The following is a 19035-nucleotide window of genomic DNA, read 5'->3' as shown; positions in this document are numbered from 1 at the left end:
CAGTTACCAAAAAAACAGTATGTTATTTAACTCGACAGACTTTGCTATATTTTTACCTGTAGTATTTATTTTATACTGGTTTGTAACGCATAAAAATCTCACCATTCAAAACTTGCTACTTGTAGTGGCTAGTTATGTCTTTTATGGGTTATGGGATTGGCGATTTTTGTCTCTTATTCTTTTTAGCACCTTGATCGATTTTTTTGTTGGGATTTCTCTTTCTAAAGAAGAAGACAAAAACAAAAGAAAATTACTGCTATGGACCAGTATTTTAGTTAATCTTGGCTTTTTAGGTTTCTTTAAATATTACAATTTCTTTGTAGATAATTTTATAACTGCTTTTTCCTTATTCGGAACTACATTCAATGCAGCATCACTTAACATTATTTTACCCGTAGGTATTAGTTTTTATACGTTTCAAACCCTTAGTTATACCATTGATGTATATCGTAAAAATTTAACTCCAACCAAAGATTTTATCTCGTTCGCCGCTTTTGTAAGTTTTTTTCCTCAATTAGTTGCTGGTCCTATTGAGCGAGCTACTAACCTACTCCCTCAATTTTATAAAAAAAGACATTTTGATTATGAAAAAGCAATTGATGGATCAAGACAGATCCTTTGGGGGCTATTCAAAAAAATAGTAATCGCCGATAATTGCGCTATTTATGCCAATGATATTTTTAATAATTATGAAACCTATTCTGGTAGCACATTACTTTTGGGGGCTTTCTTTTTTACATTTCAGATTTATGGGGATTTCTCTGGATATTCAGATATTGCTATAGGAACCTCTAGATTATTTGGTTTTACATTAAAAAAGAATTTTGCTTTTCCATATTTCTCACGAAATATAGCCGAATTTTGGAGGCGTTGGCATATTTCTCTCTCGACCTGGTTTAGAGATTACGTGTATATCCCCCTAGGAGGTAGTCGAGGTGGTGCCTGGAGTAAAGTAAGAAATACCTTTGTCATATTTTTGGTCAGTGGTTTTTGGCATGGAGCAAACTGGACATTTATAGTCTGGGGATTTATAAATGCCTGTTATTTTTTACCGCTATTATTACTCAAAAGAAACAGAAAACACACTGATGTTATCGCAGAAAATAGAGTATTTCCTAATATCAAAGAAATACTTCAGATAGCAACAACTTTCTTCTTAACAGTAATCACTTGGGTGTTTTTTAGGGCAAAAAATATAAAAGAAGCTATCTTTTATCTTGAAGGTATATTTTCAGAATCCTTGTTTACGATCCCAACAATTATAACAGCAATACTGTTGTTAAAAATTGGCATTATTATCATTTTTGTGATTATTGAGTGGCTTCAAAGAAATAAAGAACATGCACTAGAATTTTCTGTCAGTTCTAAACATCGTATTTGGCGATGGTGCCTTTTCTTTATGGTGATTTATGCAATTATAGTATTTGGAGCAAAGCCTCAAGAATTTATTTATTTTCAATTTTAAGTACAGCAATGAAAAGATTTCTAACAGACCTATTATACTTTGCTTCTTTTGTTGCTGCTTTTATTCTTTTAATAGAAATCATCATCCCTGAAAGCGCCATAACCTATAGCCCTTTAGAAGCCAACAAGGTAAAATCTAAAGATTTATTTATTGGTCCTTTTTATCCTAATAACAAATCAATAAGAGATGGATATGGTGATTTGACCCATCATACAGAGCATGCCATTCTGAAAAAAAATATTTTATGGGATACCGATCAATTGGGTTTCAGAAATGAAACTTTAATAGAATTTCCGGAGGTTATGTTTCTAGGAACCTCGAATATTGCTGGTTATTCAGTAAGTCAAGAAAAAAACATTTCTAACCAAGTATCCAATTTTTCAGGGTTATCCACGTATAATATCGCACCATACTCCTTTAATAAGTTTACACAACTGATCGATGCCAAAATAGTAAACAAACCTAAAGTATTAGTTTATGGCCTTGTAGAAAGAGCATTACCCTTTCTTCCTGAAGTATCTCCTCAAAATTCTTGGTTAAAAAACTCATTTATAAAATTAAAACGTACAGTATTTTTTAATGGACTGGCAAGATGTATTGATATTCCTGCAAAAAGAAGTTTTATACGTTTTATTACCGCTCGAGTAAATAACGCTAATGGTAATGGGATTCAATCCGATATCAATACGAAAATGTTTTTCTTCCAAGGAAAAGCCGCCAAAATTGATGCAACAGGTGCATTACTTAAAAGAACTGCTGATATTATTTCTTCATATCGTGATTATTGTAAATCCATAGGAGTTGAATTTGTTTTTTTTCCGATTCCCAACAAAGAAACTGTATACTTCGACCTTGTTCCTTTAGACAAACAACCCGATTTTTTAGAGAAGTTATATGTCGAGCTAAAAAAACGCAATATTCATACGATCAATGCTATAGCATTATTTAATCAACAAAGACATACGGAACTTTTATATCATTTTGATGATACACACTGGAATGAACATGGAATTGAAATAGCAGCAAAACGAATTACAAAACTCCTTAGTGAGTTAACCAACAAACAGTAAAGCTTACAAGGCATATTGGTATTTCACTAGCTTCGAATAAGGATCTGTTACAATTTTCATAAATTATCATAGAACACTCTAGGTTTTATTACTTTTAACATAAGTAACACAAATAACTATATCATGAAAAATTTATGGATAGTAATCCTTACAATTACTCTCATTAGCTGCAATCAACAAAAAAAGGAAGAAAATCAAACGACCAGTACGGATTCTAAATCCATTCCTGTAGAGCCAGACGGAGGAATTGGAGATGGCGGTCTTTCTATAGAAAATGTATACGTTCAAAGCATAGAAAAAGCACATAAGAAAGATGAATTTCTAAAGCATAAAGCAATAAGTTTTAACGCTAACATTTTATTTGGTGGTAAAGAACATCTAAATGGTAAGATTACAATGCTCACAAATTCTACAAAAATTAGAATTGACAAACACGATGAAAGCAAACTAATATATAATGGCGAAAAAGTTTTTTTATGTCCTGAAAACGCAAATGAAAAAGGAGCACGCTTTGATATGTTTACGTGGACTTATTTTTTTGGGTTACCATATAAACTAAGTGATCCGGGAACAAAATGGGAGCTTCAAAACCCAAGATCTCTTGATGATACAGAACACCAAACGGCACGACTTACTTTTGAAAAAGGAACGGGTGATGCTCCTGATGACTGGTATGTTCTATACAGTGATACTCAAAATGTGTTACAGGCGGCAGCGTATATTGTTTCTTTTGGAAGTAACGGCGATACATCTAAAGCTGAAGCTGATCCACATGCAATTCGATACAAAGATTTTAAAATGATAGACGGTATTCCGTTTGCTACAAAGTGGGAATTTTATGGTTGGACCCAGGAAAAAGGAATGACAGAAAAATTAGGGGAAGCAACAATTACTGATATTACATTTTTAGAAGAAGAAGGTACCATATTTGATACTCCTGATAACGCAAAAGAGATAACACTCTAACGAGTTCTTTAGTAACATTATCTTGATCAATATAAAAATCCCTCCAGACTGTGGAGGGATTTCTTTTTATTTTTAAATGTAATCAATTTTTAAATTAGTCATTAGAGACATCATTTAAATCGGAAATCGTAGTAGAAGATTTACCAGAATCTCTTGATGATCCACACTGGCCAATACGATCCCATCCTCTACCTGATCTTTTTCTATACAAATATCCTCGATAGGTCACAAGATCTCCGGCTTGATATGTTTGCGAACTTGACCAAGGAGCCACACCTTCACAAATATCTCCACCAGGACCACCATCACCTGGATACATAATTGCTATTCCGGCAATATCTCCAGAAGAAAGTCCATTTCTTTGTGCGTTATACGTGGAACCATTTTTTCTCACAATCGTTGGCTGACCGTTAGCAGAAAAAGCATATGATCCATACAACATGATAGAACCGAAGTCTAAAGAACTAGTATATTCATCTCCATCATTTCCTCGCTGTACATAGGTTTGGAAATTAAATTCTCTTCCAGATTGTATATTTTGGAAATTAATTGTTACGAATTGATCTCTGTCTTTTCTACTTTGCTCATGCCATAACCCTACAGCATGACCAATTTCATGAATAGTATTACCTGTCGAGCAACCGTTAGCTAAATTAATATTTTGCCTTCCTCCAGTACGACCAACAGATGACGAACATCCGCTACCACTTCTAAAATAGACGTAAGCAGATTGATTTGTTCTTCTCACAAATTTAAGATCTGTATTGGCTTCCCAATGAGCAATTGCATCAGTAACTCTACGCTGATTAGGTAAACTACTCTGTATTTCATAATATACAGTATTGTTGGGCCAGCGTCTTGTAGTACGACCCGTACTTTTACCGTTGGTTGAAGCCAAATCTTCATCTGTAAAGATCATATCCCCACCAACTATATATTCATCACCAATTTTTTCTGCTTTCACAGATTGACCATGAAGCTGGATGGTTACCATCTCTCCTTTAGTTTCAGGATAGGCCTGTTCTTGAGTAAAGCCTTTTTCTACTACTTCAAAATTACTTGTTTGTTCTTCTGAAATTTCAGATTGATCACTCTCACATGAGATGAACAGAGTGCACATCGCGAATAGCATAGCGCTAAAAACGCCACTTTTAACAGTTGTTTTCATAATTAATATATTTAAGTTGAACTCTTCAAACTTCAAAAGCAAGCACCTTATTGTATTGTCCTGACATATTTATTGTTTTTTAACATGAATACCTCTTCTTTGGTAAGGAAAATCCAAATTCTTAATCATATTCCAGTAAAACCATGTATTTATTAACAATAAGTCTTATAAAATCATAGTTAAATTATCCGATATAGCTTCCTTTTTTTGTATCTTTAAGAAGCATAAATTCATTTTAAAATTAATTTTCATGACTCCGCTCTTCAAAAAACTACAGCTTCCACCAGCTCTGGATGAGATTCTTATTCTTAATGAGCCAGAAGGTTTTTGTGAAGAATTAAATTGCCTTAAAGACGTTATCGTAAAAGAATCCCTAATTCAGGTTTCTGAGGTTGATTTTGGACTTGTTTTTGTGACCGAAAAAAAGCAGGTAGAGAATCGTATTGAAACTATATACCCAAAACTTGTTGGCGATGCCATATTATGGTTTGCTTATCCAAAAAAGACCTCTAAAAAATATAGATCAGAAATCACCAGGGATCAAGGTTGGGGAGTTCTTGGGGATTATAATTTAGAACCCGTAAGACAAGTTTCTATTGATGATGATTGGTCTGCTCTTCGTTTTAGAAAAGTAGGTTATATCAAGAATATGACTCGAAAAAAAGATTTTGCTCTTAGTAGTGCCGGCAAAGAAAAAACAACGGGTGTTTAATGGGTTGGCATCTATATATTCTATCCTTTATTTTTATTTTGGCTGGTATTTTTCATCTTATCAGACCGAAAGCATTTATGCGTATAATGCCGCTTTATCTTCCACATCACAAATTACTGGTTTATCTAAGTGGTATTGCCGAGATAGCAGCCGGAGTAGGCATACTATTTACACAAACCAAAGCGATTGCCATCTGGTCTATAATTATTATGCTTGTTTTGTTTTTTCCAGTACATATCCATATGCTTATTAACAAAAAAGCTGGGCTTAATCTTCCAAAACCAGTTCTAATGTTCAGACTAGTATTACAATTTGGTTTAATTTATTGGGCTTATCAATATATTTAAATCACAGATTATCTGCTATGGATTTAGATTTATTTGACACCCAAAAAGAACCCGTACAATTAAACATGCCGGATGCCAAAGTAATATATCATCCTACTTTTTTTAATCCTGGGGAATCTAAGAAGTTATTTAACGCTCTGTTAAACGATATTGAATGGAGGCAAGATCATATTACTGTTTTTGGAAAAACACACTTACAACCTCGTTTAACTGCTTTATATGCCAACAACACCAAACCCTATAGCTATTCTAACATAACCATGAATCCAAATCCATTTACTAAGGACTTGTTATTCATTAAAGAAAAAATAGAAGTCGTAAGTAAAACCAGGTTTACTACTTGTTTGCTCAATCTATATAGAAATGGTCAGGATAGTAACGGTTGGCATTCGGATAATGAAAAAGAACTAGGTAATAACCCTACCATTGCTTCTGTAAGTTTTGGTGAAGAACGATGGTTTCATTTTAAACACAAAAACAACAAAAATCTAAAGCAAAAGATTCTTTTACAAAATGGAAGCTTACTCATGATGATGGGAAAAACGCAAGATCACTGGTTACATCAAATTCCTAAGACAAAAAGAAATATAGGTCCAAGAATTAATCTCACTTTCAGAGTCATTACATAATATAACACAACTATCTACAGCAATACTCTGTATGAGTCTATAGAATTTATATCATAATTATTTTTTCTCAACAAAATAATAGAAGTTGCACATAAAAGCAAGTGTATTGCAGCGCAGTTTACAAAATTTGCATCTAATAAAAACAGAGTAAAGAAGGCAAATAAAGCTATGGACACTTTTAAGGCTTTTTTTGTAAATATTCCTAGAATCAAGAAAAAACCAATAATAAATTCTTCAAAAGGAACTAGTGGGGCAAGAGTTTCTAAAACTGTATTATCAAATATAGATACTTGATTAAAATACACATCCAAACGGTCTAAAAAACCAGAATACTTAATGGCATTGAATATACTATGTAATACCAATAACGTTCCAAACGAAATTCGTAAAAAACTGTATAAATAAATTTTAATTTTCATGTGAAGATAGGGCTAAAATCCAATGCCCAAAAGTAACACTATATATACATCCATGTCTTGTACTTTTTTATAGAAAACTTGTACAAAAACAATACAACACATTGTTTATCAACACCATCAAACGTTTTAGTTGATAATTACTTGTAAAAAACAACCATGTATTATTGATTTTATTTTTGTAACTTTAAAATGTTAAAGAATTGTTATGAACCGTTACACTTTACATGAGACCTTTGTAGTAGACCAATATTCTATCGATGAATGGGAAGCGGAACCACATAATCACAATTACTTTGAGATTATATTTGTTGAAAAAGGGAACGGTTATCATACCATCAATGGTGTTCGATTTCCGTATAAGGAAAATAATATTTTTTTATTAGCTCCAGAAGATACCCATCATTTTGAGATAGAAAATTACTCTACATTTACTTATTTTAAATTTACAGAACTTTTGTTTTCCAGTAAAGTGAACTTACCCGATAGGAAATTCTGGTTACAGCGCATAGAACAACTGTTGCATCACCCTAATATTATTCCTGGCGATGTTATTTCTCATGAAGATGATCGCGGTATTATTTGGGATATACACAACGTAGTTCTAGAAGAATTTAAAAATGAAAAGATTTATTATCAAGAAATTATTTCTAATGCAATTAGTACCATTTTAAGTATCATTGTTCGAAATATTTCTGAAAAATATAATTCTAACCAAAGAGAAATACCTATAAATCATTCAAAAATTGACCAGATCCTGGGCCATATCAGACAAAATGTTTATGATAATGATCGAACCAAAATAAGTTTTTTGGCCAATAAGTTTAACATGTCTCAAAGTTCTATTAGCACCTATTTCAAAAGAAAAACTGGAGAATCTATACATCAGTATGTCACAAAATACAAAATGAAACTGGTAGAATACCGTTTACAACATACAGAATTTACCATCGCAGAAATTGCCTATCAATTAGGGTATACCGATGAGAGTCATCTTACCAAAACATTCAAAAAGCATTTTGCAATGTCTCCAAAACAATATCGAAAAGAATCTATAATAAGTAATTAGATTCTAGCCAAAAACTTCATTTAATATTTTTGCCAATCGAATACCTCCTTTATGAAGTTGTGTGCGTACCGTATAGAAATGATCATACATATATTTGTATCCTAATTTTTCTCCTACATTTGCAGATGCGTATACTTTTTTAGCAAGTTTCTGAGATTCGTATACCCAATCCAAAATAGTCCCTTCTTCTAGCGCTTTAGTTTGTGCTTTGGATAGTCTATCGGTATTTTTAGATAATTCGGTATAACTCATTCCATTATAATCAAGCATATCGCTATCCCAAACTCTATGCAAATTTGATCCATCATTAAACCAACGCACCTGAATATCATTTCCTCCTTTATCCTCTCCTCTACCCACATGCAAAGGTTGATGAAGATCTCCTATAAAATGCACAAGCATCTTTAAGTGAAATTCTTTATCATCATTTGACGATTCTTCATTTTTAAGAACCTGTATACACGTATTAATGCCTTGAACCAAATCGCCAAATTCACTTGGCTTTTCTTCTCCATACTTTTTTTCAAAAGAAAAATTAACATAATGCCATGGACTATAGGGTCTAAACCGTTCATCGCTTTTAATTTCGTCGGCATAAGTCGATACAAAAGCAAGACTTTTTCCTTTTAAAAGCAAAGCAATGTTCTTCTTAGCCTTTTTAGTAAGGTAACATTCTGCAATTTGGCCAGTAGCTCTATGCCCAGTTTTTCCCCAATCATATTCTGAAGAATACGCAAAAGAAGTAATTAATACTACGACAAGAACTGATTTAATACGAAGATTCATTATTTTATATTTTGTAGCAAAGATAAAAAAGGGTATGTTAGTGATTCGTTAAAATTTATTTGAAAATTTTGCTATGAAGATCTCTTCAAAAAGTACATTAATATAACCTCAAATCATAAATCGGAGAAACAAACATATAGTACAGAATAAGCACTTATAATTTGCCCAAATCAAAATATGAAATCTTATTTATCGTTTTCTAATGTAACTTATAAAATAATTTGCCCTACAATGAAAATTAAACTTTTTCTATTCCTTATAATCCCTATATCATATTGCTTTGGCCAGGAGAAAGAATATAATTCTGCCACAGTCAAAATCAATAAATATATCGAAGGCACATTGGTAACCCCCTATTCTGAATCAGATAAAGAAGTACCTCTAATTATTTTTATAATGGATTCTGGAGCCATAAATAGAGATGGTAATGATAGAATGTCTAGAAGTGATACATTTAAGCAATTTTCTTATGAATTAGCAAAATTAGGAATATCCACCTATCGCTATGACAAAAGACTTTTTAAGATGGATGCCTTAGGAATTCGTGAACATGAAATTTCTTTTGACCACTATATTGAAGATGCAGTATCCACTATAAACTATTTCAAAAAAAATGGAAACTATACGAAAATTTTTGTGGCCGGCCATGGACAAGGATCTTTGATAGGTATGATTGCTGCAAAGGATAAAGTAGACGGTTTTATATCTATCGCAGGAAATGCAGAGTCTGTAGATGAGGTGATCATCGAGCAAATTGCAAAACAAGCTCCGGGATTAGATAAAAGTGCGACGGTAGCTTTTAATCAACTTAAAGAAAACGGTAGAGCAACGGGCTATGATCCTGCCTTAGAATCTATTTTTAGATATGATTTACAATCATTTATGAGATCCTGGATGAGGTACACCCCAACTGAAGAGATCTCGACATTAGAGATCCCTATTTTGATAATACATGGTGATAAAGACATACAAGTAGAATTATCTCAGGCCGAAAAATTAAAAGAATCTGTCCCGCAAGCCGAATATTTAATTGTTCAAAACATGAACCATATTCTTAAAGAAATTAAAGGGAATAGTAGATTAGAAAATCACAAATCTTATAACGAATCCTGGCGAAAAATTATGCCCGAAGTTCTAAACGGTATCGCTAACTTTGTAAATCAACTATAACCAATTTGGTTTAACTAAAAAATTTAAAAAATAATGCCACATAGCATTCTGTTTTCAGATATTGATGGGACTTTATTAAATCCGGAAAGAGAGCTCTCAGAACTTACTATTTCAGAAATTCGACGAATTAAAGATCAGATTCCTGTAATATTAATTTCTTCAAGAATGCCCAGTGCAATGACACATCTGCAGGAGGAATTAGGTATTACCAATCAACCTTTAATTTGTTATAATGGAGGATTGATTTTAATCAATAAAAAATCTGTTCATTCAAGCTTTATCACTCCTGATATTATTGAAGAACTTCATCATTTTAACACGAATCAAAATATACATATAAGTGTATATCATAATGATGACTGGTATGTTCCAGAAATGGATTATTGGGCCAATAGAGAAGCTAACAATACAAAAGTTACTCCGGTCGTAAAACCTTTGCAACAAGTAATACAACAATGGAAAACAGAAAGCAAAGGAGCTCATAAAATTATGTGTATGGGCGAAGAAGCACATATAGATCGAGCCTATACCTTTTTGGAGCATAATTTTTCAGAACAATTACATTTATATCGCTCTAAACCAACGTATATTGAAATTGCAAATAAAAACATCTCTAAACTTACGGCTATAGAAATGTTGTTAAATACGCATTATAAGATTCCGATTTCCGAAGTGCTGGCTTTTGGAGATAACTATAATGATATTGATATGCTTAAAGCCGTTGGAACAGGTGTTGCAGTAGCCAATGCAAAACCAGAAACACTAAGAATTGCAGATGCGATCACGCTATCAGGAAAAGAAGACGGAGTGGCAACCTATATTAAAAATAACATCTAAATAATTGTGCAAAAAACTATTAAAATAATAACAAGCTTAGTATATATATTTGCTATTTTTAATTTAGCAGCTAGTTGCAAGACTTCACAATTACCAACCGAAACGCGCAAATCTACAATAAGCGCATCTATCGATCTTTTTAATGTTATTGATGACAAGGTTAAAGTAGAAATTAAAGTACAAGATTTAAATACAGATACGATAAGCTATTATTTACCCAAAATTGTACCTGGCACATACCAAAACAATAATTATGGAAAATATATCGAAGATTTTAAAGCCTTTGATAAGCAAGGAAATACGATGTATGTTCAAAAATATGGAGATAATCGATGGAAGATAAACAATGTAAACCAATTAGATAAAATCACATATTGGGTAAATGACACCTTTGATTCTGAAGATTCTAATCATATTTTTTCGCCAACTGGTATTAATATCTTAAAGAACCAAAACTTTGTTTTAAATCTATATGCCCTGGTTGGATATTTTAATGATCTTAGAGAAAGTACGTATAATGTATTTATAAAGTATCCTAAAAATCTTAAGAGTGCTACTTCGGCTGTAGAAACCATTTTTGAACAGTCTATAGAAAACATTAATTATGAAGTTGATTTTTTCTCTTTTACACGGTATGCAGAAGTAGCAGATTCTCCTATCATGTATTCTGATGATAATCAAATTACTTTTACAGTTAATGGCATTGAGATACAATTAAGTATTTACTCACCAAACAAAGTACATAAAGCTTCTAGGATTATGCCTCAAATAGAACGCATTATCCGAGCACAAAAAAACTTTCTTGGAGATATCAACACTACAAAGAAATATAGCATTTTATTATACCTCTCCACTTTAAAATCTAATGACGCACAAGGTTTTGGAGCCTTAGAACACAATACATCCACTGTAGCTGTGCTTCCAGAGTCTCTTTCCAGAGAAAAACTCAATGAAGCACTTACCGACGTTATCTCTCATGAATTTTTTCATATTGTTACCCCATTAACCATACATTCTGAAGAAATACATGATTTCAATTATAACAACCCTAAGATGTCAGAGCACTTATGGTTGTATGAAGGTACTACAGAGTATTTTTCTCTTTTATTTCAAATCACACAAGGTTTAATCACAAAAGAAGAGTTTTTTGAAAGGCTACAAGAAAAGATTGAAACTTCCAGAAAATTTGATGATACAATGTCTTTTACTACAATGAGTAAAAATATATTAGAAGATCCTTATCGTAAAAACTATAGAAATGTATACGAAAAAGGAGCACTAATATCTATGTGCCTTGATATCATTATGCGAGAAAAAAGTAATGGTCAATACGGCATATTAGACCTTATTAAAACCCTCTCAAGCGAATTTGGTATCGACACACCATTTGAAGACAAAACGTTGATTAGTACAATAAAGGAATTCTCATATCCCGAAATCAAAGATTTTTTAGAAACGCATGTCGTGGGAAACACCCCTATTGACTATGGAACCTATCTTGAAAAGGTGGGAGTCGTATACGGCACAGAAAATGTAAAATCATCCTATTTCATTTTTGAACAACAACCTTTTGTTAAAGGTTCAGAAATCTCAAAAGAAGTTACTTTTATACCAGGTGTTTCTTATAATAATTTTCTAAACAATCTGGGGATTCAAGGAGGAGATGTCTTATTAAGCATTAATAATAAAAGCTATAACATAAAAAACATTTATGATCTTTTTGGTGATTCTAACCAATGGGAAATAGGAGATGAAATCGTTTTTAAAATTAAGCGAAATGACGAGATTCTTACACTCAACTCAACAGTAATTGAACCAACCGTAGAAAAGACAATCTTACAACAAAACCCCGAGGCCACAGTAAAGCAACTAAGTTTACTAAAAACTTGGGTTAATGATTAAAACTTTCTTTTCATTAGTATTTAGTCTTTTTCAAAATAATGTATTTTGCGAGACATCTCAATAAAATAAAAACTCGACAATGGAAAACCCACCTATTTTCACCAATGATACTATAGTTTTTGGAATTTTAATGCTTTGCCTTGGACTTGTTTTTTATACTTCATCAATAAAAACAGGATTTTGGAAGTCATTCTATAAAATTGTTCCAGCATTATTACTTTGTTATTTGCTACCTGCTATATTTAATTCATTGGGGATAATTTCTCCTGATTGGAAAGAGCTAAATGCAGATGGAGAATTGGTAGAAAAATCCTCTAAAGTATATTATATCGCTAGTAGATATTTACTCCCCGCTTCTTTGGTTTTAATGACACTAAGCATTGATCTTAAAGGTATATTTAATTTAGGCCCTAAAGCTTTAATCATGTTTCTTACTGGAACACTAGGTATTATAATCGGTGGACCCATTGCAATTTTGCTAATTTCTGCGATATCACCAGAAACTGTTGGAGGGGCCGATTTTGATGCTGTTTGGCGAGGTTTATCAACGCTGGCAGGAAGTTGGATTGGTGGTGGAGCGAATCAAGCTGCTATGCTGGAGATCTATCAATACAATCCGGATAAGTATGGCGGAATGGTACTCGTTGATATAGTAGTTGCTAATTTATGGATGGCTATTTTATTAATAGGTATAGGAAAAAGTAATAAAATTGACCGCTGGTTAAAAGCTGACAACAGTGCCATAGAATCTTTAAAACAAAAAGTATCAAATTATGCCGATAGTATAACTCGAAATCCAACGCTTACAGATTATATAATTATGTTATCTATTGCTTTTGTTACAGTGGGAATTGCCCATTGGGGGGCAGGAGGCATTTCTGATTTTTTATCTGATAATTTTGAAGTCTTTAACGATAAAAGTTCTGCTCTATCCTCATTTACTTCAAAGTTTTTCTGGATGATTACAATCGCCACGACCATCGGAATCTTATTATCATATACCAAAGCAAAACAATATGAAGGAGCTGGAGCCAGTAAAATTGGGAGTATATTTATCTATATACTTGTCGCAACTATAGGAATGAAAATGGACTTGGGCATGATTTTGGAAAACCCTGGGCTTATTGCTATAGGTTTAGTTTGGATGACTATCCATGCTGTACTTCTTATTGGGGTTGCTAAATTGATAAAGGCTCCATATTTCTTTCTTGCCGTTGGTAGTCAAGCTAATGTAGGTGGTGCTGCATCAGCTCCGGTAGTAGCAGCAGCTTTTCACCCTTCTTTAGCAACTGTAGGCGTACTTTTAGCCGTATTTGGGTATGTAGTTGGAACATACGGAGCAATTTTATGCACAATTTTAATGCAAATAGCTTCGGGGAGTTAGTTTTTCAATCTAAATTATAGCATATTTGTAGCCCAGTTTTAACTCATTAGATTATACATGAAACAATTTTCTTTCATATTATTATTAAGCATTTTCTTAACCAATTGTAGCTCTGTAGAAAAAAAAGGTAATGTTACTATTAGTGGTTCTATTAAAGGTCTGAAAAAAGGAACCCTATATCTACAAAAAATACAAGACACCATGCTGGTTAATGTAGATTCTGTAATCGTAGACGGAAATTCAGAATTTATAATGCAATCTCAAGTTCAAGAACCAGAAATCCATTATTTATACCTTGACAAAGAAGATGGAGTACAATATAATGATCGGATTGACTTTTTTGCAGAACCTGGAGAAGTTATAATTACAACGAGTCTAAGTGATTTTGAAAAAGATGTAAAAGTGATAGGCGGAAAAAATCAGGCAAAATTTGATGAGTATAAAAAAATGATTAAGAGGTTTAATGAAAGAAACCTTAGACTGATCAAAGAAGATTTTGAAGCCAGCAAGCAAAAAGATGAAGAAAAATTGATGGAAAATGACATTGCCTATAAAAAATTACTTCGTCAAAAGTATTTGTATACTATTAATTTTGCCATGAACAATAAGAAACTAGAAGTATCTCCTTATGTAACTTTAAAAGAAGTATACGATGCCAATATTAAATACCTGGACACCGTGGCAAAATCATTAAGCCCTAGGGTTAAAAAATCTCTATACGGCAAACAACTCTTCAAATATATAGAAGACCGTAGAGCAAAAGAATCTATGCGAATCAAAAATGATTCTATACAAAAATAGAACACTTCTTTTTATAGGATGATTTGCATAACAAAATGGTTATGGAAGAGAAAATTGAATATTATGATTTTCATGAATCCTATGAAAAGGATTGGGAAGGATTTATCTCACAATTTCCACCAGATAACACATTAGATGAAGAGTCGCTAACATTCGATATTAAAACCTCTTGTTGTAAAATAGACCTTTTAATTAGAATACTTTATAAAGTTGAGCCAGACTATAGTACCCAGATAGATATTCGTTACGCTTGGAGACAACTAAAAGACTATATTGAGGAGGAGCCTGAAAACTTCTACGCAATAAAATCATTGCATTGGTTTGTAAGACAATTAATCAATATGATTGTTTGTGACAATGACAAAATAGTCAAATCTATATGGTACGCACTTGGTGTAGATTACTTTGAATGCGGAGATGATGGTGGTTGGCTGTTTTCTAAAATGTATAAAAAACTGCCAGATAATGAAGCATGTAAACTCATTGAAAGTAGCGGATCTATCCCTTGGGGGGATAAAGTACAAACCTATCAAAAAATTGTAAAAAATAAGGATTATCATGAATCATTAGCCATAGCCATACAATATAGTGTAAATGCCTATTGCTATGGATCTGCAAAATCATCTGAAGCAATAGAAATACTGAATCAGTTAGATATTCATTCAATGTACTACAATAGTACAACTGCTATTTTAATAACTCCTATCAAAATAAAAATTATAGAAATTGTTCGAGTACAACAAAAAAATAAATATGATGATGAGGTATGTTTTATCGAAGTACAATTAATTGACGACGTCATTAGTATCCCAACTTGGTTTCCTTATGCAGAATTATGGATAGCTAACCAATGTATCGTTTCACTTGAAAATAGTAGTAAATCCAATTCACTTTGGAGTGATATTAATAAGCATTATGATATTATCGCTCCTAAAGAAGAGGAAGGAGCACAGGCTAAAATTATTCTGGGCCTTCCAATTCCTTTTTCTACAAAATGGAAGGGTGCAGTTGGACAGATAAAGCCCATATAACAAAATAAAAAGTCCTAAACATAATGTTTAAAGCCTAATTAGAGAGCCAATAGAGGGACTGCCTTAAATACTTTGCCTCACAAGTTCGCCAAAACTCAAGATAAACTTCTCGCCCTATATACATAAGTGGTTAAAATAGAAAAGTCCTAGACTTTGACATCTAGAACTTTTAATTAAGAGCCGATAGAGGGACTCGAACCCACGACCTGCTGATTACAAATCAGCTGCTCTAGCCAGCTGAGCTATATCGGCAAAAGCGGTGCAAATATAATTTCTTGAATGATATTTGCAAATACTTTTTTAAAAAAATTATAATGAATTTACTTTCTTAACCAAAGCTTCTGCAGTTTTTTGCAAATCATTTCTAATTGCCTTAAAATGTTTTGAAGCATTTTCTACTTTACGATCATTAACTCTTGCCATAAATCCGTCAAAAGAAGTAATAGCCTCATCGATAATTGCTTCTCCTGCTTTATCATCTTTATCTGGATTATCTAACTGCCATACATATACTTCTTCTATGATATCTCCCAACACATAGTTAATGTCTTTCTTAAGGTCTCTCTTGTTTGCCATATCGAATTGTTTTTATGCAAAATTAATGTTTTCTATGAACATATATCAAATATATGTTTGAAGTAATTTAACTCCTTCAGATTGTATATTAATACTTTTAATACATGCCGGAACTAATACTGTTTCGCCAAATTTTATCTTTACATCATCCCCTGAACTATTATATTGTAGTAAAGCTTCGCCTTCTACGCACATATACACCACAAATGAATCAAGCTCTTTATGAGAAATCGTCATACTATGATCTACCTCAATAAGATTTGTAACAAAGTGAGGACACTCTACTAAACTAGAGGTCCCATTCTTAACAGGTGTATATGTTATTTTATACTCTTCCTCGTTTTTAAAATCAATGGCTTCCAAAGCATCTTTTTGATGAAGCTCTCTATACTTACCATTACTATCTTTTCGATCCCAATCGTACACTCGGTAGGTGATATCAGATGTTTGCTGTATTTCTGCCAGAAGTACTCCCTTACCTATTGCATGTATGAGTCCAGAATACACAAAAAATGTGTCTCCCTTGCTTACTTGCTCATAATTCAAAATATCTTTTATAGATTTTTGCTCGACATGCTTTTGATATAATTCTTTATCAACCGATTGATTAAATCCAGCTATAATGTTGGCATCTTTATCAGCCTGGACAATGTGCCACATTTCAGTTTTACCTAAAGAATTGTGTTTTTGCTTTGCAATTTCATCTCCAGGATGCAGTTGTACTGAAAGATCTTCTTTAGCATCAATAAATTTAATTAATAAAGGGAATTTGGTTCCAAAACGTTGAAAGTTTTTTGTGCCGACAAGCTGTTCTTTATATTCTTCCAAAAGTTCATGAAGGGTTCTACCAGATAATTCTCCATGACTGACCACAGAATAATCTCCTTCCACATCGCTAATTTCCCAACTTTCACCCACAGAAAAACTTGTAGAAGCTTTATTAAGAAGATGTTTTAATTTAGTCCCTCCCCAAATTTTATCTTTTAAAATGGGATTAAATTTTAATATGTACAATGGAGATCTACTCATTAACGATTTCCTTGATTTTGGTAATTGCTTTGTCCAAATGCTTACTTGCATTCATACTATTAAATTTAAGTTGTATAACCCCTTGTCTATCGATCACATAGGTTTCTCTTCCTGGAAGCAAACCTAACAATTCTGATTTTACGCCAAAAAGTTTTCTAAGCTTTCCTTTAGTATCAGATAAAAATATAAAAGGGAGCTGATATTTACGTTTAAATCTTTCGTGAGATTTTATACTATCAGAACTTATTCCAATCACCTCTGCCCCTGCAGATTTAAAATCAGCATAACTATCTCTAAAATCGCAAGCTTCTTTAACACAACCTGGAGTAAAATTCTTAGGATAAAAATAAATGACCACAGGTATTTTACCGATTACACTATTACTTTGAAAATCTTCTCCACTATCATTTTTAGTAATAAATTCGGGAACTTTATCCCCTACTTCTAATCCCATATACCTATTCGCCTTTATAAATTACAAAATTACGAGGAGTTTCATATAACGTAATCTCAATATCATATTTAGAGGCTAATTTATTACGCAATCGGTTCCAAATTACTACCGCAATATTTTCTACAGTAGGATTAAGGGTTGCAAATTCTTTTACTTCTTCGTTAAGATTTTTATGATCCATATAATCCTCTACTTCAGTTTTGATAAGATCTTTCAAAATCTTTAGGTCCATTAGGTATCCGGTTTCCTGATCTATTTCTCCAATCACAGAAACTATTAATTCATAGTTATGACCATGATATTTTGGATTACTACACTTACCAAATACCTGAAGGTTTTGCTCATCACTCCAATCTTTTCTATATAATCGATGGGCGGCATTAAAATGTGCTTTTCTACACGCTTTTATCCTCATAGTGTGATATGTGAGTAAAATTTATCAAAAATAATTTTAAACCATTCGGTATACTGCTCTGGATGATTTACTATATCCTCTTTTATTGTTTCGATAGACACCCATTTCCAATCGGCTACTTCATCAGGATTAATTACTGGGTCTTTATGATAATTACCTATTAATACATGATCATACTCATGCTCTGTAAGTCCATTATCAAAAGGAGCTTTATAAATAAAGGACACCGAATCTTTTAACGAAGTTGTAAACCCCATCTCTTCTTGTAATCTACGAGTACCGGCTTCAATATTACTTTCTCCATCGCGTTGGTGACTACAGCAAGTATTTGTCCATAAACCTGGCGAATGATATTTATGATGAGCACGCTGTTGAAGCATTAATTCATTTTTATCATTAATAATAAATACCGAAAAAGCTCTATGCAATACAGCTTTTTGGTGTGCTTCAAGCTTAGGCATCAATCCTATTTGCTCATCATTTTCGTTTACTAAAATGACTTTTTCTTCTTCTTTCATTATTTTTTATTACGCCAAAATTACAAAAACATCACTGCAATTCATAATGTATAACACTACCTAAATAAATATAGTATACAGAGACCCAAAAATAAAAACACCTTAACCTATAAGATGTTTTCGAGTGATCTACATGTGTTTAATATATTCTTAAAAGAAACGAGGGGTTAGCATTCGGTTATACTTCTTGAAAAGCTCAAAACGTAGCATCACCTCATAACTCCCATCATTAAATTGGGATTGCCCCAACTCGGTAGTCTCTCTGTCATATGCAAAGCCAATCATCATCG

The 19035-nt window shown here is 32.6% G+C and carries 21 protein-coding genes, 1 tRNA gene and 1 pseudogene; 13 read left to right on the top strand and 10 right to left on the bottom strand.

Annotated elements, in window-relative coordinates; genetic code table 11:
- Nucleotides 1-19: 19 nt before the first annotated feature.
- The 3 genes from JJQ60_RS11255 to JJQ60_RS11245 all read left to right on the top strand — a co-directional run bounded on the left by JJQ60_RS11255 (nucleotide 20) and on the right by JJQ60_RS11245 (nucleotide 3501).
- Nucleotides 20-1465: an MBOAT family O-acyltransferase gene (locus JJQ60_RS11255; protein WP_201919758.1), complete on the top strand. Its 1446-nt coding sequence runs from the start codon at nucleotides 20-22 to the stop codon at nucleotides 1463-1465.
- Between the two features lie 8 nt (nucleotides 1466-1473).
- Entirely contained in the window at nucleotides 1474-2535 is a 1062-nt protein-coding gene (locus tag JJQ60_RS11250) for an alginate O-acetyltransferase AlgX-related protein (RefSeq protein ID WP_201919756.1), read from the top strand.
- A 123-nt stretch (nucleotides 2536-2658) separates the two neighbouring features.
- Nucleotides 2659-3501 (top strand): DUF6503 family protein, encoded by an 843-nt coding sequence (locus JJQ60_RS11245; protein WP_201919754.1) that lies wholly within the window; start codon nucleotides 2659-2661, stop codon nucleotides 3499-3501.
- 94 nt (nucleotides 3502-3595) lie between these two features.
- On the opposite strand, the gene JJQ60_RS11240 is transcribed toward JJQ60_RS11245, so the two are convergent.
- Nucleotides 3596-4669 carry a M12 family metallopeptidase gene (locus tag JJQ60_RS11240; protein ID WP_236669105.1) on the bottom strand — a complete coding sequence of 358 codons (1074 nt, stop codon included), beginning with the start codon at nucleotides 4667-4669 and terminating at the stop codon, nucleotides 3596-3598.
- A gap of 250 nt (nucleotides 4670-4919) precedes the next feature.
- Between JJQ60_RS11240 and JJQ60_RS11235 the strand changes: the two genes are divergently transcribed.
- Genes JJQ60_RS11235 through JJQ60_RS11225 form a run of 3 tightly spaced genes read left to right on the top strand, consistent with a single transcriptional unit; the run spans nucleotide 4920 to nucleotide 6357 of the window.
- Nucleotides 4920-5381 (top strand): hypothetical protein, encoded by a 462-nt coding sequence (locus JJQ60_RS11235; RefSeq protein ID WP_201919752.1) that lies wholly within the window; start codon nucleotides 4920-4922, stop codon nucleotides 5379-5381.
- On the top strand, nucleotides 5381-5728 hold the full coding sequence (locus tag JJQ60_RS11230) for a DoxX family protein (protein WP_201919750.1): 348 nt from the start codon (nucleotides 5381-5383) through the stop codon (nucleotides 5726-5728). The genes JJQ60_RS11235 and JJQ60_RS11230 overlap by 1 nt, the downstream gene beginning before the upstream one ends.
- 17 nt (nucleotides 5729-5745) lie before the next feature.
- Nucleotides 5746-6357 carry an alpha-ketoglutarate-dependent dioxygenase AlkB family protein gene (locus JJQ60_RS11225; protein ID WP_201919748.1) on the top strand — a complete coding sequence of 204 codons (612 nt, stop codon included), beginning with the start codon at nucleotides 5746-5748 and terminating at the stop codon, nucleotides 6355-6357.
- 14 nt (nucleotides 6358-6371) lie between these two features.
- On the opposite strand, the gene JJQ60_RS11220 is transcribed toward JJQ60_RS11225, so the two are convergent.
- Nucleotides 6372-6776 carry a MauE/DoxX family redox-associated membrane protein gene (locus JJQ60_RS11220; protein WP_201919746.1) on the bottom strand — a complete coding sequence of 135 codons (405 nt, stop codon included), beginning with the start codon at nucleotides 6774-6776 and terminating at the stop codon, nucleotides 6372-6374.
- Between the two features lie 205 nt (nucleotides 6777-6981).
- On the opposite strand from JJQ60_RS11220, the gene JJQ60_RS11215 reads away from it, so the two are divergent.
- Nucleotides 6982-7842 carry a helix-turn-helix domain-containing protein gene (locus tag JJQ60_RS11215; protein ID WP_201919744.1) on the top strand — a complete coding sequence of 287 codons (861 nt, stop codon included), beginning with the start codon at nucleotides 6982-6984 and terminating at the stop codon, nucleotides 7840-7842.
- Between the two features lie 3 nt (nucleotides 7843-7845).
- On the opposite strand, the gene JJQ60_RS11210 is transcribed toward JJQ60_RS11215, so the two are convergent.
- Nucleotides 7846-8628, bottom strand: a complete 783-nt coding sequence (locus JJQ60_RS11210) for a S1/P1 nuclease (RefSeq protein WP_201919742.1) — start codon at nucleotides 8626-8628, stop codon at nucleotides 7846-7848.
- Between the two features lie 231 nt (nucleotides 8629-8859).
- On the opposite strand from JJQ60_RS11210, the gene JJQ60_RS11205 reads away from it, so the two are divergent.
- From JJQ60_RS11205 to JJQ60_RS11180, 6 genes are all read left to right on the top strand, one after another.
- Nucleotides 8860-9798, top strand: coding sequence for an alpha/beta hydrolase (locus JJQ60_RS11205; RefSeq protein WP_201919740.1), 939 nt, complete (start codon nucleotides 8860-8862; stop codon nucleotides 9796-9798).
- Nucleotides 9799-9831: 33 nt separating this feature from the next.
- Nucleotides 9832-10635 carry a Cof-type HAD-IIB family hydrolase gene (locus tag JJQ60_RS11200; protein ID WP_201919738.1) on the top strand — a complete coding sequence of 268 codons (804 nt, stop codon included), beginning with the start codon at nucleotides 9832-9834 and terminating at the stop codon, nucleotides 10633-10635.
- A 6-nt stretch (nucleotides 10636-10641) separates the two neighbouring features.
- Nucleotides 10642-12537 carry a M61 family metallopeptidase gene (locus JJQ60_RS22295; protein WP_201919736.1) on the top strand — a complete coding sequence of 632 codons (1896 nt, stop codon included), beginning with the start codon at nucleotides 10642-10644 and terminating at the stop codon, nucleotides 12535-12537.
- 79 nt (nucleotides 12538-12616) lie between these two features.
- Nucleotides 12617-13921, top strand: coding sequence for a DUF819 family protein (locus JJQ60_RS11190; protein ID WP_201919734.1), 1305 nt, complete (start codon nucleotides 12617-12619; stop codon nucleotides 13919-13921).
- 57 nt (nucleotides 13922-13978) lie between these two features.
- On the top strand, nucleotides 13979-14722 hold the full coding sequence (locus tag JJQ60_RS11185) for a DUF4369 domain-containing protein (protein WP_201919732.1): 744 nt from the start codon (nucleotides 13979-13981) through the stop codon (nucleotides 14720-14722).
- Between the two features lie 41 nt (nucleotides 14723-14763).
- Nucleotides 14764-15753, top strand: a complete 990-nt coding sequence (locus JJQ60_RS11180; protein ID WP_201919730.1) for a hypothetical protein — start codon at nucleotides 14764-14766, stop codon at nucleotides 15751-15753.
- A gap of 178 nt (nucleotides 15754-15931) precedes the next feature.
- On the opposite strand, the gene JJQ60_RS11175 is transcribed toward JJQ60_RS11180, so the two are convergent.
- From JJQ60_RS11175 to JJQ60_RS11145, 7 genes and pseudogenes are all read right to left on the bottom strand, one after another.
- Nucleotides 15932-16005 (bottom strand) — tRNA-Thr (locus JJQ60_RS11175).
- A gap of 57 nt (nucleotides 16006-16062) precedes the next feature.
- Nucleotides 16063-16329 (bottom strand): hypothetical protein, encoded by a 267-nt coding sequence (locus JJQ60_RS11170; RefSeq protein ID WP_201919728.1) that lies wholly within the window; start codon nucleotides 16327-16329, stop codon nucleotides 16063-16065.
- A gap of 45 nt (nucleotides 16330-16374) precedes the next feature.
- Nucleotides 16375-17358, bottom strand: a complete 984-nt coding sequence (locus JJQ60_RS11165; RefSeq protein ID WP_236669104.1) for a type I phosphomannose isomerase catalytic subunit — start codon at nucleotides 17356-17358, stop codon at nucleotides 16375-16377.
- Complete coding sequence (locus JJQ60_RS11160; RefSeq protein WP_201919726.1) at nucleotides 17351-17812, bottom strand: peroxiredoxin; 462 nt, start codon at nucleotides 17810-17812, stop codon at nucleotides 17351-17353. Before JJQ60_RS11160 ends, JJQ60_RS11165 begins: the two co-directional genes overlap by 8 nt.
- Before the next feature lie 4 nt (nucleotides 17813-17816).
- Complete coding sequence (locus JJQ60_RS11155) at nucleotides 17817-18227, bottom strand: 6-pyruvoyl trahydropterin synthase family protein (protein ID WP_201919724.1); 411 nt, start codon at nucleotides 18225-18227, stop codon at nucleotides 17817-17819.
- On the bottom strand, nucleotides 18224-18745 hold the full coding sequence (idi, locus tag JJQ60_RS11150; protein ID WP_201919723.1) for an isopentenyl-diphosphate Delta-isomerase: 522 nt from the start codon (nucleotides 18743-18745) through the stop codon (nucleotides 18224-18226). The genes JJQ60_RS11155 and idi overlap by 4 nt, the downstream gene beginning before the upstream one ends.
- A gap of 150 nt (nucleotides 18746-18895) precedes the next feature.
- Nucleotides 18896-19035, bottom strand: a pseudogene (locus tag JJQ60_RS11145) (type IX secretion system membrane protein PorP/SprF); the annotation flags it as partial.

It is taken from the genome of Aquimarina mytili, from assembly GCF_016735115.1.
GTDB lineage: Bacteria > Bacteroidota > Bacteroidia > Flavobacteriales > Flavobacteriaceae > Aquimarina > Aquimarina mytili.
This window is presented reverse-complemented; position numbering and strand designations above follow the sequence as displayed.

What these genes read in the sequence shown, in the direction of transcription:
- JJQ60_RS11255 (WP_201919758.1), top strand. Translation starts at nt 20, where the DNA reads ATGTTATTTAACTCGACAGACTTTGCTATATTTTTACCTGTAGTATTT.
- JJQ60_RS11250 (WP_201919756.1), top strand. Translation starts at nt 1,474, where the DNA reads ATGAAAAGATTTCTAACAGACCTATTATACTTTGCTTCTTTTGTTGCT.
- JJQ60_RS11245 (WP_201919754.1), top strand. Translation starts at nt 2,659, where the DNA reads ATGAAAAATTTATGGATAGTAATCCTTACAATTACTCTCATTAGCTGC.
- JJQ60_RS11240 (WP_236669105.1), bottom strand. Translation starts at nt 4,669, where the DNA reads ATGAAAACAACTGTTAAAAGTGGCGTTTTTAGCGCTATGCTATTCGCG.
- JJQ60_RS11235 (WP_201919752.1), top strand. Translation starts at nt 4,920, where the DNA reads ATGACTCCGCTCTTCAAAAAACTACAGCTTCCACCAGCTCTGGATGAG.
- JJQ60_RS11230 (WP_201919750.1), top strand. Translation starts at nt 5,381, where the DNA reads ATGGGTTGGCATCTATATATTCTATCCTTTATTTTTATTTTGGCTGGT.
- JJQ60_RS11225 (WP_201919748.1), top strand. Translation starts at nt 5,746, where the DNA reads ATGGATTTAGATTTATTTGACACCCAAAAAGAACCCGTACAATTAAAC.
- JJQ60_RS11220 (WP_201919746.1), bottom strand. Translation starts at nt 6,776, where the DNA reads ATGAAAATTAAAATTTATTTATACAGTTTTTTACGAATTTCGTTTGGA.
- JJQ60_RS11215 (WP_201919744.1), top strand. Translation starts at nt 6,982, where the DNA reads ATGAACCGTTACACTTTACATGAGACCTTTGTAGTAGACCAATATTCT.
- JJQ60_RS11210 (WP_201919742.1), bottom strand. Translation starts at nt 8,628, where the DNA reads ATGAATCTTCGTATTAAATCAGTTCTTGTCGTAGTATTAATTACTTCT.
- JJQ60_RS11205 (WP_201919740.1), top strand. Translation starts at nt 8,860, where the DNA reads ATGAAAATTAAACTTTTTCTATTCCTTATAATCCCTATATCATATTGC.
- JJQ60_RS11200 (WP_201919738.1), top strand. Translation starts at nt 9,832, where the DNA reads ATGCCACATAGCATTCTGTTTTCAGATATTGATGGGACTTTATTAAAT.
- JJQ60_RS11190 (WP_201919734.1), top strand. Translation starts at nt 12,617, where the DNA reads ATGGAAAACCCACCTATTTTCACCAATGATACTATAGTTTTTGGAATT.
- JJQ60_RS11185 (WP_201919732.1), top strand. Translation starts at nt 13,979, where the DNA reads ATGAAACAATTTTCTTTCATATTATTATTAAGCATTTTCTTAACCAAT.
- JJQ60_RS11180 (WP_201919730.1), top strand. Translation starts at nt 14,764, where the DNA reads ATGGAAGAGAAAATTGAATATTATGATTTTCATGAATCCTATGAAAAG.
- JJQ60_RS11170 (WP_201919728.1), bottom strand. Translation starts at nt 16,329, where the DNA reads ATGGCAAACAAGAGAGACCTTAAGAAAGACATTAACTATGTGTTGGGA.
- JJQ60_RS11165 (WP_236669104.1), bottom strand. Translation starts at nt 17,358, where the DNA reads ATGAGTAGATCTCCATTGTACATATTAAAATTTAATCCCATTTTAAAA.
- JJQ60_RS11160 (WP_201919726.1), bottom strand. Translation starts at nt 17,812, where the DNA reads ATGGGATTAGAAGTAGGGGATAAAGTTCCCGAATTTATTACTAAAAAT.
- JJQ60_RS11155 (WP_201919724.1), bottom strand. Translation starts at nt 18,227, where the DNA reads ATGAGGATAAAAGCGTGTAGAAAAGCACATTTTAATGCCGCCCATCGA.
- idi (WP_201919723.1), bottom strand. Translation starts at nt 18,745, where the DNA reads ATGAAAGAAGAAGAAAAAGTCATTTTAGTAAACGAAAATGATGAGCAA.